This window comes from Dyella sp. BiH032, from assembly GCF_031954525.1.
Lineage (GTDB): Bacteria > Pseudomonadota > Gammaproteobacteria > Xanthomonadales > Rhodanobacteraceae > Dyella_D.
The window spans coordinates 246,686-260,689 of sequence record NZ_CP134867.1; the positions used below are offsets into that span (position 1 = coordinate 246,686).

Sequence of the window (14,004 nt, forward strand, 5' to 3'; positions counted from 1 at the left end):
TGGTCAGATGTCCAGGTTCGCGACTTTCAGCGCATTGGCTTCGATGAACTCGCGTCGCGGTTCGACAGCCTCGCCCATCAGCATGGAGAACATCTGGTCGGCCGCGAAAGCGTCCTCGATGCCCACCTGCAGCATGCGGCGCGTCTCGGGGTTCACGGTGGTCTCCCAAAGCTGCTCGGGGTTCATTTCGCCCAGACCCTTGAAGCGCTGAATAGTGCGGCCCTTCTTCGCCTCCTCCAGAAGCCAGCTGCGCACTTCCGCAAAGCTCAACACACCGCGAGAAGCGTTGCCGCGGCGGACGACCGCGTCCTTCTGCACCAAGCCGGCGACTTGCTGGGCAGCGTGCAAAATGGGACGGAATTCCGAACCGGCAAAAAACGGCTGCGGGAGCAGCCAGGTATGGCTCAGTCCATGCTGCTCGCGCACGACTTCGATCGATGCGGGATGCTCGGCGGTCGCCGGGCGCAGCAAAAGTTGGTAGCGAGGCTTGCCGAGACCGCTGGATGCCAGGCGCTGCGTGACGCCATTCAGCCAGGCCTGCATCGCCGAGGCGTCGTTCCAGAGGCCCGGTTCGATCGGCGTGTGTTCCAGGAAGGCGGTGAGTACGTTTGCATCGAAACGATGACCCAGGCGCTGGATCTGATCCAGCGCGGACTGATAATCGCGCAGCAGTTTCTCCAGTGCTTCGCCCGTCACTGCAGGGGCATCCGCACTGTAGGTAAGACCGGCGTTGTCGACGGCGCTGGAAATCAGGTACGCGTTCAGCGCGGCATCGTCTTTCAGGTACAACTCCTGCTTGCCCTGCTTGATCTTGTACAGCGGCGGCAGCCCGATATAGACGTGGCCGCGCTCGATGAGCTCCGGCATCTGGCGATAGAAGAAGGTCAGCAGCAGCGTGCGGATATGCGAGCCGTCCACGTCGGCGTCGGTCATGATGACGATGCGGTGATAGCGCAGCTTGTCAGGGTTGTATTCCTCTTTGCCGATGCCCGTGCCCAGCGCGGTGATCAGCGTGCCGACCTCGGCGGAGGACAGCATTTTGTCGAAGCGCGCTTTTTCGACGTTGAGGATCTTGCCCTTCAACGGCAACACAGCCTGCGTCTTTCGATTACGGCCCTGTTTGGCCGAGCCGCCTGCGGAGTCACCCTCCACCAGGAACAGTTCGCAAAGAGCTGGATCCTTTTCTTGGCAGTCGGCCAGCTTGCCCGGAAGGCCGGCGATGTCGAGAGCACCTTTGCGGCGAGTCATTTCGCGCGCCTTGCGCGCCGCTTCGCGGGCACGCGCGGCATCGACCACCTTCGAGGCGATGGCCTTGGCTTCGTTGGGATGTTCGAGCAGGAACTCGCCGAGCTTCTCGTTGACCGCCTGTTCCACTGCAGTCTTCACCTCGGACGACACCAGCTTGTCCTTGGTCTGAGACGAGAACTTCGGGTCCGGCACCTTCACCGAAAGCACGGCGATCAGGCCTTCGCGCATATCGTCGCCGGAGAGCGTGACCTTGGCGTTCTTCGCGAGGCCTTCTTTCTCGATATAGCCCTGCAGCGAGCGCGTCAGCGCTGCGCGGAAACCGGTGAGGTGCGTGCCGCCGTCGCGCTGGGGAATATTGTTGGTGAAGCAGAACATCGTCTCCTGATAGGAGTCGGTCCATTGCATCGCCAACTCCACCGAGATGCCGTCCTGCTGGGCACTCAGGCTGATCACATTGGGGTGAAGCGCCGTCTTGAGCTGCGCTAGGTGCTGGACGAACGAGCGGATGCCGCCCTCGTAGGCGAACGTATCCTGGCGCCCTTCTCCGCGCTCGTCCTTCAAATCGATCGTCACACCCGAATTGAGGAACGCCAGCTCACGCAGACGCTTGGCGAGAATTTCGTAGTGGAACTCGATGTTGGAGAAGGTTTCCGTACTGGGCAGGAAGCGCACGGTCGTCCCGCGCTTGGCCGAAGGACCCACTGCCTTGATCGGATACAGCGGCTCGCCCATGGCGTATTCCTGCTGATACTCCTGATCCTCGCGATAGATGGTCAGCCACAGGTGGGCGCTGAGCGCGTTCACCACCGAGACGCCCACGCCATGCAGACCACCCGACACCTTGTAGGAGTTGGCGTCGAACTTGCCGCCGGCGTGCAGCACCGTCATGACGACTTCGGCTGTGGAACGCCCTTCTTCCGGATGCGTATCGACGGGGATGCCGCGACCGTTATCGGCCACGCTGACTGAGCCATCTTCGTGGATGGTGACGACGACATGGTCGCAATACCCAGCTAGCGCTTCGTCGATGGAGTTGTCGACGACTTCGAACACCATGTGATGGAGGCCAGTGCCGTCATCGGTATCGCCGATGTACATGCCCGGGCGCTTACGCACCGCTTCAAGACCTTTAAGAACCTTGATGTTGCTCGAATCGTAGGATGCGTTCATGCCTTGATCGTTTCCTGGCGCCGTCGGCCCTATCCGGCACGGCGCCATGGAGGCCGAACAGGGACACTAAGGGTTAATTATAGCAGGGGTGGCGATCACCCCCTGTTCCACGTGGAACACATGCGCTGAGAGCCCCTGTAGGGCCCCAGGAAGCTCGGTTCCGGTAACCAGCACCTGGGCACCGGCCCGGGCTAACTCGCCTGCCACGGCGCCCTGATGCGCCAAGTCGAGTTCCGAGGCCAGATCGTCCAGGCATACGACCGGCCACTCCCCCTTCAGCTCAGCGAACAAGCCCGCCTGGGCGAGCATGCAGGCCAAAGCCGTCAGCTTCTCCTGACCACGGGAAAGGTGTTCCCTCAGGGGCGCCAGTTCGTAAGCGATGGACCAGTCGGCCCGATGACTTCCCGCGGTGGTGTGTCCTCGGCCCAGGTCTCGCCCGCGCAATTCCGCGAGCGCATCAGCAAGCCCCCTGTCTTCAGCCCAGCCTCGACGATAACGGAGTTCTACTCGGCCAAGTTCGGGCAGAAGGCCGGCGATGGAGCGCTCGATATGCGGACGAAGCAGCTCAAGGTATCTGAGCCGCATGGCATCGATTTCCTCGCCTGTTTGAGAGAGTTCTGCTTCCCATGGTTCGAACAACTCAGCCGGTACTGCGCCCCCGGAGCGCAAAAGGCTGTTCCGCTGCTTCAAGGCCCGCTGGTACCTGCGCCACGCGTGCAGGAAACCGTGTTCCACGTGGAACACACCCCAATCAAGATAACGGCGGCGTTCCTCAGCGCCACCGGCGATCAATGCGTGCGAACCAGGTTCAAAACAAACTACCGCGCACTCACTGACCACTTCTCCCAGGGCTGCGGACTGCCCATCAAGTCTGGCCTCCCAACGCGCACCCTCACGCCCCAGCCCCGCGCGCCCTATCCGACCGTCTTCGTGGCGAATCTCTGCGTACACAGACAAAGAAGCCGCTCCGCGCTGCAGCAAGGCTTCCTTAGCGCCACTGCGAAAAGAGCGCCCATGGGACAGCAGAAATGCAGCCTCCAGCACGCTTGTCTTTCCCGCGCCGTTGGCCCCGACAAAGGCGTGGATTCCCTCACCCAGGGGCAGATCGACGTCAGACAGGCAGCGAAGCCCGCGAACCCGCAAACGTTCGAACTTCATAGGCAAAACACAGAAGAAAGAACGCCGGAGCGTCTTTCGACGGCTCCGGCGCTGGAGATCACCGCGCTGACCCGATGGGCCCGCATCGATGCTGCCATCAGAGGCGCAACGGCATGATCACGTGCCGCGCCTCGTCGTTCTCGTCTTCCTGCACCAGGCAACTCGACTGTGCGTCGCGCAGGTTCAGCCGAGCTCGATCGCCTCGCAGCGCCGAAAGCGCGTCGAGCAGATAGCCCACGTTGAAGCCCACGGCGAGGTCGGAAACGACCGTATCGGCTTCAAGTTCTTCCACGGCTTCTTCCTGCTCCGGGTTGTGCGCGACGATGCGCAGCTTGCCCGACGACAGTTCAAGCTTCACGCCGCGGTACTTCTCGTTGGAAAGAATCGCCGCGCGCTGGAGCGCACTACGCAGCACTTCTCGGTCCAGCACCGCGGTCTTGTCGGCACCAAGCGGAATCACCGCTTCGTAATCGGGGAAGCGACCGTCGATCAGTTTCGACGTGAACACCACTTCGCCGCGGCGCACACGAAGATGATTACGTCCGAATTCCAGCTCGACATGGCCGTCGCCGGTCTCGAACAGCCCGATCAGCTCGTTTACGCCCTTGCGCGGGATGATGATCTGGCGCCGCGTAGACACCTTGCTGTCCAACTGCGTTTCCTTGAGCGCTAGCCGATGTCCGTCGGTCGCCACGCAACGCAGCGTGTGCTCCTGCAGATCCAGCAACATACCGTTCAAGTAGTAGCGAACGTCCTGATTGGCCATCGCGAAGGCGGTGCGTTCCATCAGATCGCGCAGCACTTCTTCCGGCAGGCTCACGCGCTCGACCAGCTCGATCTCGTCGATGGTCGGAAATTCCGTGGCCGGGAGCGTGGCGAGGGTGAAACGACTACGGCCTGCATTGAGCGCAGCGCGATCGCCGTTGAGCTTAAGCTCGATCTGCGCTCCATCGGGAAGAGCACGAACGATGTCGAATAGCTTACGTGCGGGAATCGTCGTCTCGCCGTCCACCAGCTTGTCGGCTGCCGTGGTGGCGATCATTTCGACTTCGAGATCGGTACCGGTCAGCGAAAGCTTGCCGTCGGCGACCTTCACTAGCAGGTTCGCGAGCACCGGCAGTGTCTGGCGACGTTCGACGACGCCCACCACCTGCTGCAGCGGCTTGAGCAGAGCTTCTCGTTGGATGCTGAATTGCATGTAGGCGCTTCCCCTAAACCTGCTGTTCTGTTTTTAAAAGAAGTTCGGTGGTAGCAGTAGGTGGCGTGGATAACTCGAAAACCCGCCTTTTCCGCTTTTAAATCAAAAACTTAAGAAATTTGATCGGTGTGATCGAACAGGCCCGCAGAGTGTGGGTCGATTGTGGATAACTGGGGGGCCCGGGAACGTCCACCTATTATCCACAGCTTCCACTATCCCTTTTCAAGCGCTTATCCAAGATCCGCACTGCCCCGTCAGCCGGTGAGGATGCGAATGAGCTGTTCCCAGTCCTGCCGCATGCGGGTGTCGGTCTCGCAAAGCTTCTTGATCGTGCGGCATGCGTGCAGCACGGTCGTGTGATCGCGTCCGCCGAAGGCCTCGCCGATCTCCGGCAGGCTGTGCTCGGTCAGTTCCTTGGAGAGCGCCATGGCGAACTGCCGTGGGCGAGCCAGTGAACGCACGCGCCGCTTCGACAACAGATCCTGCAGGCGGACCTGGTAGTAATCGGCGACCGTTTTCTGGATGTTCGGCACCGTCACCGCCTGCGCGTGCGTGGCCAGCAAGTCGCGCAGCGTCTCCTCCGCGAACTCGGTCGTGATCGGTTTGCCATAGAAATTGGCCCGGGCCGCGAGCGTGTTGAGCGCGCCTTCCAGATCGCGCACGTTGGAGCGGATGCGCTTGGCCAGCAGCATCGCCACATTCTCGCTGACAGCCACCCCCTTCTCGTGCGCCTTCGCCAGCAGGATCGCCGCGCGGGTCTCGAAATCCGGCGGTTCGATCGCCACCGACAGGCCCCAGCCCAGGCGCGACTTCAAGCGCGGCTCGAGCTTGTCCACTTCCTTCGGGTAGCGATCGCAGGTGAGGATGATCTGCTGCTTGGATTCGAACAGCGCATTGAAGGTGTGGAAAAACTCCTCCTGCGTCGTGTCCTTGCCGGCGAAGAACTGGATGTCGTCGATCAATAACGCGTCCACGGAGCGGAAGCGCCGCTTGAACTCGTCCATGCTCTTGGTGCGAAGCGCTTCGATCATCGAGCCCACAAATTGCTCGGAGCGCAGGTACAGCACCTTGAAGTCCGGATTGCGTTCGCGCATCAGGTTGCCGGCAGCGTGCATGAGATGCGTCTTGCCGAGGCCCGTGCCGCCGTACAACAGCAATGGGTTGTAGGCCCGACCAGGGTTCATCGCCACCTGCATCGCCGCGGCTTTGCCGAGCTGGTTGGACTTGCCCTCGACGAAGGTTTCGAAGGTGTAGTGCGGATCCAGGTTGTGGCTGAACGGAGGGGGCGCCGGTGCGGGTTCGGCCGGCAGAGCGGCCGCCGGTGCGGAGGCAGGGCGCGACATCGCCGAAGCCGGACGCGGCGGCATGCGCGCGGCGCTGGAACCGACTTCCAGGCGTACCGAGAGCTCATGCCCGGTCAACTGCGTCAGCATGGCCTCGATGCGGGGCAGATAACGCTCCCGCACCGTGTCGAGGGTGTAGGGATTCGGCGCGAACAGCTGCAGACCCATCGTGTCGTCGCGGGCCTGCAGCGGCATCAGCCAGGTATGCAGGTCCTCGGCGCTCAATTCGCCTTCGAGACGCTCGAGACAGCGCCGCCAGAGATCACTCATGGGTATTCTTCAACCACAGCAGGGGCGCTTGCGCGCGGGGTGGACCGGAAAGTCTAGCAGCAGGTTACCGGTTCTCGGCCAGGGCCTATCCACACGATTATCCACAGGATACGCAAACCCCGGTTTCCCAGGGGGTTTGACATCTCGCGCAAGTACCGCGCATAATTTCCAACCTTTTTACCCACATACTCACAGGAGGAAGCCATGTCGAAGCGGACCTTCCAGCCCAGCAAGCTCAAGCGCGCCCGCACGCACGGCTTTCGTGCCCGCATGGCCACGGCCGATGGTCGCAAGGTGCTGAACGCCCGTCGTGCCAAGGGCCGCAAGCGCCTGATCCCGTAAGCGGAGCAGCCGCATGCGTGCCGGACTGCCGCGCGAGGCGCGGATCCGTCGCGCCGGTGACTTCGCTGCGATGCGTAATACCAGCGGCCGCCTCGGCGGCCGCTGTTTTTCTGTGCGCTACAGGGAAAACGGCCTCGATCACGCCCGGCTGGGGCTGGCCATCTCCAAGCGTGTCTCCAAACGCGCCGTCGAGCGCAATCGCATCAAGCGCCTCGTGCGCGAATCCTTCCGGCGCATCCGGGCGCAATTGCCCGCCGTGGACTTGCTGATCATGGCCCGCGACCATGCCGCCGGCTTGCCGGGCCCGGAACTGCTCGCCGACATCGACCTGCTGTGGAAGAAGCTGATGTCGCGCCAAGCCTCGCCTGCATTGAAGCCGGACGACGCGGCCGGCACAATCGCGCGTTGACCTTTTTCCCGCCTTCCCTCCGCAGCCCTTCGGCCGCGGGATTCACCATCGGATCTGTTACGCGATGAATCAAACGCGCACGTTCCTCATCTTCGCCCTGCTGGCCGTGGCTTATCTGCTGTGGATGGACTGGGAGAAGGACTACAGCCCCAAGCCGGCTCCCACTCCCGCCGCCGCGACCAGTAGTGCCGCGGTGCCTTCGGCGGATACTGGCAGCAGTGTTCCTGGCGCCACCACCTCGGCGGCAGGTACGGCCAGCGTGCCGGCGAACGGTGCGCCTACGGAAGCGAAGGCCCAGCTGATCACGGTCACCACCGACGTGCTGCGCCTGACCATCGATACCCGCGGCGGCAGCGTGGTGCGTTCCGAGCTCCTGCACTATCCGTCCGAGCCGGTCACCAAGAAGAATCCCGATCCGGCCCCGGTTCGTCTGCTCGACGAACAGGACGAGCATTTCTTCGTGGCGCAGAGCGGCCTGGCCACCGTCCAGGGCAATGGCGCCCCGGCGGCGCCGACCCACCTCACCGTATTTCAGGCGACGCAGACCGCCTATCAGCTGGCGGAAGGCAAGGACGAGCTGAGGGCCGACCTTATCTGGCAGGACGCGTCGGGCCTGAAGGTCACCAAGGCGTACGTGCTCAAGCGCGGCAGCTATGACGTGTCCGTCGAGCAGAAGATCGACAACGGCACCGCCGTGGCGTGGCAGGGCAATGCGTACGAACAGCTGCAACGCGTCGCGCCGCCGGGTAACCGCAGCTGGTTCCAGAATTTCACGGATCCGGCCGCGCACAGCTTCTTCGGCGCATCGTGGTACAGCCCGCAGGACAAGTTCGAAACCCTGCCCTTCACCGACTTTCAGAAGAAGCCGCTCAACCGCTCGATCACCGGCGGCTGGGCCGCCATGCTGCAGCATTACTTCGTGGTGGCGTGGATTCCGCCGGTGCAGGAGCCGAACGCTTACTCCACCAGCATCGTCAACCCTGATACGGCAAAGCCCTATTACCTGATCCGTACGGTCGGGCCCTCGCTCACCGTCGCTCCAGGTCAGAGCGCGACCAGCGCCTCGCGCCTGTATCTCGGCCCTAAACTGCAGGGCACGCTGGACCAGATCGCTCCGGGCCTGGAACTGTCCACCAATTACGGCTGGCTGACCGCGATCGCGCAGCCGCTGCATTGGCTGCTGTCCAAGTTGCATGCCATCAGCGGCAACTGGGGCGTGGCGATCATCCTGCTGGTGCTGCTGCTCAAGGCTGCGCTGTGGAAACTCACCGCTGCGCAGTTCCGCTCCGGCGCGAAGATGCGCAAGCTGCAGCCCCGCGTCACTGCGCTCAAGGAGCGCTATGGCGACGACAAGATGAAGATGCAGCAGGCCATGATGGAGCTGTACAAAAAGGAGAAGGTCAACCCGATGGCCGGCTGCCTGCCGATCCTGGTCACCTTCCCCGTCTTCCTGGGCCTGTATCGCGTGCTGATGGAAAGCGTCGAGCTGCGACAGGCGCCGTTCTTCGGCTGGATCCACGATCTTTCCGCACCCGATCCGTTCTTCGTGCTGCCGGCGATCTATGTGCTGGTGATGCTGGCCACGCAGTGGCTGACGCCTACCACCGGCATGGATCCGACCCAGGCCAAGATGATGAAGGTCATGCCGATCATGTTCGCCGTGCTGTTCGCGTTCTTCCCGGCGGGCCTGGTGCTGTATTGGGTCGTGAACGGCGCGACCAGCCTGGCCCAGCAGTGGTTCATCACCCGGCAGGTCGACCGGGCCGACCACAAGGCCAAGACCGCTTGATCGAAAAGGCCGCGCAAGCGGCCTTTTCTTTTCCACGGGCCGGATGTGCGTGCCGTGTGCCCGGCACCGGCCGATAATGGCGCTTTCCGCTTCGCGATCCGCATGAGCCACAACCACGACACCATCGCCGCCGTCGCCAGCGCTCCCGGAGCCGCCGGGGTCGGCGTGCTCCGCGTGTCCGGACCGGCCGTGCCCGACATCGCCCAGGTCCTCCTGGGCCGTGCGCCCGAGGCACGCCACGCGCATTTCGCCGCCTTCCGCGATGCCGCCGGACAGCTGATCGATCGCGGCCTGCTGCTGCATTTCCCAGCCCCGGCTTCCTATACCGGCGAACACGTGCTGGAGCTGCAGGGACACGGCAGCGCGGTGTTGCTCGACGCCCTGCTCCGCCGCGTATGCGAACTCGGTGCACGTCTGGCGCGCCCTGGCGAGTTCACCGAGCGGGCCTTTCTCAACGGCAAGCTCGATCTGGCCCAGGCTGAGGCTGTGGCGGATCTGATCGCTGCCGGTTCGCAAGCGGGCGCGCGCGCCGCCCTGCGTTCGATGGAAGGCGTGTTTTCGCGGCGGGTGAACGGCTTGCTGCGATCGCTGATTGCACTTCGTGTACATATCGAAGCGGCGATCGATTTTCCGGAGGAGGAAATCGACTTCCTCGCCGACCCCGCGATCGCCCGGCAATTGCAGGCGCTGCGCGAGCAGTTGGCCGGCCTGCTGCGCGAAACGCAGCGTGGCGTACGCCTCACCGATGGCCTGCGCGTCGCCATCATTGGCCGACCGAATGCGGGCAAGTCCAGCCTGCTCAATGCGCTGGCCGGGAGCGACCGCGCCATCGTCACCGATATCGCCGGTACCACGCGCGACGTACTGCGCGAACAGCTCGACATCGACGGCGTATCGCTGGAACTGGCCGACACCGCCGGCCTGCGCGACACCGATGATCCGGTGGAACGCGAAGGCGTGCGTCGCGCCCGCCACGAACTCACCCGTGCCGACGTTGCCCTGCTGGTCACCGACGCGGAGGGCGCAGATGCCGATCAACAGCTCTTCGCTGACGTGCAGGGCCAGATCGAGCGCATCGTCCTGGTGAACAAGATCGACCTGGACCGACGCCCCGCGCACAGCGAACAGCGCGACGGCGCCTGGTGGCTATGGGCGTCGGCGAAGCACGGCGATGGGCTCGACATGCTGCGCACTCATCTCCGGCAACTGACAGGCGCCGGCAGCGGGGAGGGCGCCTTCAGTGCACGTCGTCGCCACGTACTGGCACTGGAGCAGGTAGCCGAGCACCTGGATCGCACCGCCGTCGTCTTACGCGATACCCGCGCGGGCGAGCTCGCCGCCGAAGAACTGCGCCACGCGCAACATGCGCTGGGCGAGATTACCGGCACCTACACCAGCGACGACCTGCTCGGTGCGATCTTCAGCTCGTTCTGCATCGGCAAGTGACAAAGGGCGAATAGCGGATAGCCTCCGCAATACAGCGCCTTACGGAACCATCTGCTGCCGTTCCTGACGCGTTGGCGCTAACATGCTGAGTTTGCGGGCGCTGTTCCGGTCGAAACCCAGGCATGCTCACTTTCTTCTTCGGCGCCTTCGGGCTGTCCACTCTCTGGCTTATTCCATTGATCTGGCGCGGAATCCGCGCGCTGGTCGCCAAGCGCCGCAAGCGGCCCGTCGGCGGCCAGGGAACGATCCGCTATGCGTTGGGCGCGACCTTCGTGGTGCTGGCGAGCGCGACGCTCGAAGGCTTGGTCGTGGCGCATTACACCGATGATCCAGCTGCCGGCGGTGCCGTCTGCCGCATGCTGGCGAATGGACTCACTTCCTCGCTTGGCGCGGCCCTTACGGCGTTGATCATGCTGGTGCTCCTGGCAGCGGCGTTGCGCTGGTATCCCGGCATCTCCTGGCGCGCGATGTTCGCCCGGACGTCGGCCCAGGTGGATGTGCTGGCCGCGCTCATCGAACGCCTGCTCGCCTCGCGTGGTGTCCGCGTTCCCACCCGTCGCCAGCGTGGCGCGGTACGACGCGCTGGTGCGGTGCCGGCCTCACGCCGCCAGACGCGTCCATTGGCGGCACGGCAAACCGTTTCTACGGCAGCCAATGCATCCGTACCCACCATGGAGCGCACCGCGCCCGCCACCTTCGGTTCCTCCGAGATCGCCAACCGTCGGCCGTCGGTTCGCGAATCCGTGATTCGCGAACCCTGGCTGCAACCGCGCAGCGTTCCCGCGGCGACACCCGCCGCGCCGCGGGTTTCTACCGGACGCATCGCGGCCGCCATGGCTGCCGCTGCATCGACGCGAACGAGCGCAGAAGACGTGCATCAGAGAAACCTGCCGGCCACGCCGGCACCGGATCCGACACCCTCGCCCTACGTCGAAGTCGCCGAGGCCTTGGCGATGTCGATCGAAGCCGCTCCGGATGCGGACCGCGCCGTTGCCCCCGCGCCCGTCGCAAGCGTGGACGAAGCGCTGGAGATTTCACCCGCTCCCCAGGTTTCCCGCGCCGTCCCCGCCCCTGGCCGTCGCCTTGCCGCGAACGACGACGAGCCGGCGAATGCGGGCCCGGTCTTGCCATCCGTAGTGAATCTTCCCGCTCGCCAGCGCCATGGCGTCACACTGCCGCCACTGTCGCTGCTCGCGGCCCCGCCGCCGGTCTCTGACGCCGTAAGCGAAGCGCAGCTGGCGGAAACCGGCGAACTGATCGAACAGCGCCTGCGCGAATTCAAAGTGCCGGTGAGCGTGGTCGGCGCCTCTGCCGGCCCGGTGATCACCCGCTTCGAAGTGGAACCGGCGGTGGGCGTGCGCGGCAACCAGATCGTCGCGCTGATGAAGGACCTCGCGCGCGGCCTCGGTCGCACCTCGATCCGTGTGGTCGAGACCATCCCGGGCAAGACCTGCATGGGCCTTGAGCTGCCGAATGAGCAGCGCCAAATGATCGCCTTGTCGGAGATCCTCGACTCGCGCGAGTACCGTGCCTCCGACTCGCTGCTCACGCTGGCGATGGGCAAAGGTATCACCGGCGAACCGGTGGTAGCGGACCTGGCCCGCGCGCCGCACATGCTGGTCGCCGGTACCACCGGTTCGGGCAAGTCGGTGGCGGTGAACGCCATGATTCTGTCGATGCTGTACAAGGCCACGCCGGACGACGTGCGCCTGATCATGATCGATCCGAAGATGCTTGAGCTTTCCGTCTACGAAGGCATTCCGCATCTGCTCGCGCCAGTGGTCACCGACATGAAGCTTGCCGCGAACGCACTGGCCTGGTGCGTTGGCGAGATGGAGAACCGCTATCGTCTGATGTCCGAACTGCGCGTGCGCAACCTCGCCGGCTACAACCACAAGGTGCGCGAAGCGCGAGCGCTGGGCAGGCCGTTGCTCCATCCATTTCCGGCGCATCCGGAAGTGCCCGAGCAACTCGACACTTTGCCGATGATCGTGGTGGTGATCGACGAGCTGGCCGACCTGATGATGGTTGCCGGCAAGAAGATCGAGGAACTCATCGCCCGCCTCGCGCAGAAGGCGCGCGCTGCCGGCATCCATCTGATCCTCGCGACCCAGCGCCCGTCGGTCGACGTCATCACCGGTCTGATCAAGGCCAATATCCCCACGCGCGTCGCGTTCCAGGTGTCGTCGAAGATCGATTCGCGCACCATCCTCGACCAGATGGGTGCGGAAAGCCTGCTCGGCCAGGGCGACATGTTGTTCCTTCCGCCCGGCACCGGTTATCCGCAGCGCATCCATGGCGCCTTCGTCGCCGACGAGGAAGTGCATCGCGTGGTCGCGCACCTCAAGCAGTACGGCGAACCCGACTACAAGGACGAGATCCTCGCCGGCCCGCCCGGCGAAGGTGGGAATGGCGAGCTATTCGCCGAGGAGGGCGCCGATGCCGAGCTCGATCCGCTCTACGACGAAGCCGCGGCCTTCGTGCTGCGTACGCGCCGCGCCTCCATTTCCTTCGTGCAGCGTCAGTTCCGCATCGGCTACAACCGCGCGGCGCGATTGGTCGAGGCGATGGAGGCGGCGGGATTGGTTTCGCCGATGGGCATCAACGGGCAGCGGGACGTCATTGCACCGGCACCGGCTGACTGAGACTCTCTCACTCCAACTCTCTCCCCAGAGCGGACAGAGGGGTCAAGTGCGTGTGGTTAGCCAGGTGTTGAGTTCATCCAGCATCGGCATGCCGCCCTGCGCTCCCAGCCGCGTCACCGACAATGCCGCCGCGGCGCAGGCATTGCGCACCGCCTGCGGCAGGCCTTCGTGCAGGAACACGGCAAGCGCACCGTTGAAGGTGTCGCCGGCGCCAGTGGTGTCGATGACATCGACGGCGAATCCAGGCTGGTGAGTGGCTTCTCCGTCTTCGCGATACCAGGCGCCTTCGCCACCGCGGGTGAGGACGACGGGACATGGCGCCTGGCGCATCAGTTCGCGGAAATCATCATTGGGATCGGCGCCCAGCAAGGTCGCCAGCTCGTGCTGGTTGGGCGTGACATAGCGCGCGAGCTTCAACCATTCCACGGGCAGCCGCTGAGCCGGGGCGGGGTTGAGGATGACCGGCACGCCGAGTCGGTGGCCGAGCCGCAGCGTGGCTTCGACGGTTTCCAATGGGATTTCCATCTGCACCAGGACGGCATCGGCGGAGCGGATGACATCGCTCGCTGCTTCCAGTTGCGCCGGCGTGACCCGTGCATTGGCGCCGGGCACCACGATAATCGAATTCTCTCCACCCGCAACGGTGATGGACGCGGTGCCGCTGCCCGCATCCGCGACCCGGCGTAGGTGACCGAGATGGATGCCCTCGCGCTCCAGCCCCTCGCGCAGTTGCGCGCCGAAGGCATCGTCGCCGATGGCACCGACGAGCGTCACCTCGGCGCCCAGCCGGGCGGCCGCCACCGCCTGGTTGGCGCCCTTGCCGCCCGGAACGGTGAGGAAGCGATCGCCCAGCAAGGTCTCGCCCGGTCCGGCGAAGCGGGGAGCCAGCGTCACCAGGTCCATATTGATGCTGCCGATCACTACTACGCGCGCCATGTCCGCTCCGACGTTTTACGGGAAGGCGGCGAGCATAAGCGAAGGCGCGC

General features: G+C 64.3%; 10 protein-coding genes. 5 read left to right on the plus strand and 5 right to left on the minus strand.

Going from position 1 to position 14,004, the window contains the following annotated elements; translation table 11 throughout:
• Positions 1–3 precede the first annotated feature (3 nt).
• The 4 genes from gyrB to dnaA form a co-directional block, all read right to left on the minus strand.
• On the minus strand, positions 4–2,418 hold the full coding sequence (gene gyrB / locus RKE25_RS01030; RefSeq protein WP_311840412.1) for a DNA topoisomerase (ATP-hydrolyzing) subunit B: 2,415 nt from the start codon (positions 2,416–2,418) through the stop codon (positions 4–6).
• Positions 2,419–2,484: 66 nt separating this feature from the next.
• Positions 2,485–3,576 carry a DNA replication/repair protein RecF gene (gene recF, locus RKE25_RS01035; RefSeq protein ID WP_311840413.1) on the minus strand — a complete coding sequence of 364 codons (1,092 nt, stop codon included), beginning with the start codon at positions 3,574–3,576 and terminating at the stop codon, positions 2,485–2,487.
• Between the two features lie 97 nt (positions 3,577–3,673).
• Positions 3,674–4,774: a DNA polymerase III subunit beta gene (gene dnaN, locus RKE25_RS01040; RefSeq protein WP_311840414.1), complete on the minus strand. Its 1,101-nt coding sequence runs from the start codon at positions 4,772–4,774 to the stop codon at positions 3,674–3,676.
• A gap of 254 nt (positions 4,775–5,028) precedes the next feature.
• Entirely contained in the window at positions 5,029–6,387 is a 1,359-nt protein-coding gene (gene dnaA, locus RKE25_RS01045; RefSeq protein WP_311840415.1) for a chromosomal replication initiator protein DnaA, read from the minus strand.
• Between the two features lie 204 nt (positions 6,388–6,591).
• On the opposite strand from dnaA, the gene rpmH reads away from it, so the two are divergent.
• The 5 genes from rpmH (at position 6,592) to RKE25_RS01070 (ending at position 13,018) form a co-directional block, all read left to right on the plus strand.
• Positions 6,592–6,729, plus strand: coding sequence for a 50S ribosomal protein L34 (gene rpmH / locus RKE25_RS01050; protein WP_038622724.1), 138 nt, complete (start codon positions 6,592–6,594; stop codon positions 6,727–6,729).
• A 13-nt stretch (positions 6,730–6,742) separates the two neighbouring features.
• The gene (gene rnpA, locus RKE25_RS01055) at positions 6,743–7,138 is read left to right on the plus strand and encodes a ribonuclease P protein component (RefSeq protein ID WP_311840416.1); all 396 of its coding nucleotides are present in this window, start codon (positions 6,743–6,745) and stop codon (positions 7,136–7,138) included.
• Between the two features lie 64 nt (positions 7,139–7,202).
• Entirely contained in the window at positions 7,203–8,927 is a 1,725-nt protein-coding gene (yidC, locus tag RKE25_RS01060) for a membrane protein insertase YidC (RefSeq protein WP_311840417.1), read from the plus strand.
• A 102-nt stretch (positions 8,928–9,029) separates the two neighbouring features.
• Positions 9,030–10,373 (plus strand): tRNA uridine-5-carboxymethylaminomethyl(34) synthesis GTPase MnmE, encoded by a 1,344-nt coding sequence (gene mnmE / locus RKE25_RS01065; RefSeq protein ID WP_311840418.1) that lies wholly within the window; start codon positions 9,030–9,032, stop codon positions 10,371–10,373.
• Positions 10,374–10,495: 122 nt separating this feature from the next.
• Positions 10,496–13,018 carry a DNA translocase FtsK 4TM domain-containing protein gene (locus RKE25_RS01070; RefSeq protein ID WP_311840419.1) on the plus strand — a complete coding sequence of 841 codons (2,523 nt, stop codon included), beginning with the start codon at positions 10,496–10,498 and terminating at the stop codon, positions 13,016–13,018.
• Between the two features lie 42 nt (positions 13,019–13,060).
• Here the strand turns inward: RKE25_RS01070 and rbsK are convergent, their stop codons facing one another.
• Positions 13,061–13,954 (minus strand): ribokinase, encoded by an 894-nt coding sequence (gene rbsK / locus RKE25_RS01075; RefSeq protein WP_311840420.1) that lies wholly within the window; start codon positions 13,952–13,954, stop codon positions 13,061–13,063.
• Positions 13,955–14,004: the final 50 nt, after the last annotated feature.

What these genes read in the sequence shown, in the direction of transcription:
- gyrB (WP_311840412.1), bottom strand. Translation starts at nt 2,418, where the DNA reads ATGAACGCATCCTACGATTCGAGCAACATCAAGGTTCTTAAAGGTCTT.
- recF (WP_311840413.1), bottom strand. Translation starts at nt 3,576, where the DNA reads ATGAAGTTCGAACGTTTGCGGGTTCGCGGGCTTCGCTGCCTGTCTGAC.
- dnaN (WP_311840414.1), bottom strand. Translation starts at nt 4,774, where the DNA reads ATGCAATTCAGCATCCAACGAGAAGCTCTGCTCAAGCCGCTGCAGCAG.
- dnaA (WP_311840415.1), bottom strand. Translation starts at nt 6,387, where the DNA reads ATGAGTGATCTCTGGCGGCGCTGTCTCGAGCGTCTCGAAGGCGAATTG.
- rpmH (WP_038622724.1), top strand. Translation starts at nt 6,592, where the DNA reads ATGTCGAAGCGGACCTTCCAGCCCAGCAAGCTCAAGCGCGCCCGCACG.
- rnpA (WP_311840416.1), top strand. Translation starts at nt 6,743, where the DNA reads ATGCGTGCCGGACTGCCGCGCGAGGCGCGGATCCGTCGCGCCGGTGAC.
- yidC (WP_311840417.1), top strand. Translation starts at nt 7,203, where the DNA reads ATGAATCAAACGCGCACGTTCCTCATCTTCGCCCTGCTGGCCGTGGCT.
- mnmE (WP_311840418.1), top strand. Translation starts at nt 9,030, where the DNA reads ATGAGCCACAACCACGACACCATCGCCGCCGTCGCCAGCGCTCCCGGA.
- RKE25_RS01070 (WP_311840419.1), top strand. Translation starts at nt 10,496, where the DNA reads ATGCTCACTTTCTTCTTCGGCGCCTTCGGGCTGTCCACTCTCTGGCTT.
- rbsK (WP_311840420.1), bottom strand. Translation starts at nt 13,954, where the DNA reads ATGGCGCGCGTAGTAGTGATCGGCAGCATCAATATGGACCTGGTGACG.